Here is a 1,375-nt window from a genome sequence, read left to right on the forward strand (position 1 = left end):
CTATCAGTTCTTGCTTATTCCCGATTCCCGATTCCCGATTCCCGATTCCCGTTCCCCTCCTGGGAGGGGTTAGGGGTGGGTTCCGATTCCCGATTCCCGATTCCCGATTCCCGATTCCCGATTCCCTAGGCCAAACGCTATAAATCCCGGCAAGAGAAATAGTGATACCAAGGCTTGGGTGGGCTAGTGGTATCGGTAGGGAAAGAGGTGAGAATGATCGTACCATCGGGACCGGTCATCCAGCCTTGAGCTTCTACAATCCTTTTGCGCTGAGACTTCTGTGGCACAGAATTCTGTTCGGTCGAGGGAGGGTTACTGTCATTGTTATCAATTTCAGTAACGGTTTCATCATCTAGAGTCACCCAATCAGCAATAATGGTTCGACCGATAATCGGGTCGAGGGGACTGGGCGGAATGCCACCGCGTCCAGTAACAATAAATTCACCAAGTTCATCGACTGAGATTTTCCCACTTCTCGGACAGCTAGCAACAATGAGTGATGATGGGTCAGTTAAATTAATTGGTAGTTGATCTAATCCCCGAGAGGGGTCAAGATTGCCCGTTTTGATGGTAACTATTCCTGGACCAGACTCAGAACTGGCATCGATATCATTAGTGCGATTTCCCTCCATGGCTTCGCGCTCCTCAATCAGACGGACATCTTCGGCATCAATGGTGATTTCACCACCTTTTCCCTGTTGAGCTTTGGCAATGATATCGCTACCATCAGGACCAGTTGGGGGAAAGGCAATTAAGAGAGTGTAGCTAGTGTGAGGAGTTTGGGAGTTTTATTAGAATTTCTGCCTAATTTCATACATTGAGATGCACCCAATCCCAATATCCCATTCCAAGCTATCAAAAACCAGAAGAATTTTGAATTTTGAATTTTGAATTTTGCCCAGGGGGACTAATCAATCACCCAAAAACCCTTTTTACGCCAATATTGTTCCAACAGTGCTTGCTCCAAATCCTGAGATTCAATCAATTCTTTAGTTACCAAAATTTCTCCTAATTTGATACCAGTTAAAGACTGAATTTCAAGGGCTGTATTGAGTTGAATATGAGAAATAAGTCGTTTACGGACTAGAATTTTACCAAGTTGCATGACTGGGTGCTTTTGTATCAATTAATAATCGAACATTGGTCATTATTCAATTTCCAATTAACTTTGGAAAAATCAAAAAAGACCAATAACATTTGACAAATGATTGTTAAATGAGTTAATCAATAGATGCCCTTGGCTAGCCTCGCCAATCCTGCATAGTCTTTGAACAACCCATTACTTAATCAGGCGCTTTGTAAAAATTTATGAAAAAGGCAAGAGTAACAATTCAGTAATTCTGTAGTGACCCTATCTGTATGGTGCGTTATTAAA

2 protein-coding genes are annotated in these 1,375 nt (G+C 42.7%); both read right to left on the bottom strand.

Translation table 11 applies throughout. From position 1 onward, the window contains the following. Positions 1 to 137: 137 nt before the first annotated feature. Positions 138 to 632, bottom strand: a complete 495-nt coding sequence (locus F6K53_RS42745) for an S-layer family protein (protein WP_293054709.1) — start codon at positions 630 to 632, stop codon at positions 138 to 140. A gap of 275 nt (positions 633 to 907) precedes the next feature. Then, on the bottom strand, positions 908 to 1,105 hold the full coding sequence (locus tag F6K53_RS42750; RefSeq protein ID WP_070391763.1) for a hypothetical protein: 198 nt from the start codon (positions 1,103 to 1,105) through the stop codon (positions 908 to 910). Positions 1,106 to 1,375 lie beyond the last annotated feature (270 nt).

It is taken from the genome of Moorena sp. SIO4A1, from assembly GCF_010672065.1.
Taxonomy (GTDB): domain Bacteria; phylum Cyanobacteriota; class Cyanobacteriia; order Cyanobacteriales; family Coleofasciculaceae; genus Moorena.

Bases quoted from the DNA above. Each gene is read 5' to 3' on its own strand.
- F6K53_RS42745 (WP_293054709.1), bottom strand. From the start codon at position 632: ATGGAGGGAAATCGCACTAATGATATCGATGCCAGTTCTGAGTCTGGT.
- F6K53_RS42750 (WP_070391763.1), bottom strand. From the start codon at position 1,105: ATGCAACTTGGTAAAATTCTAGTCCGTAAACGACTTATTTCTCATATT.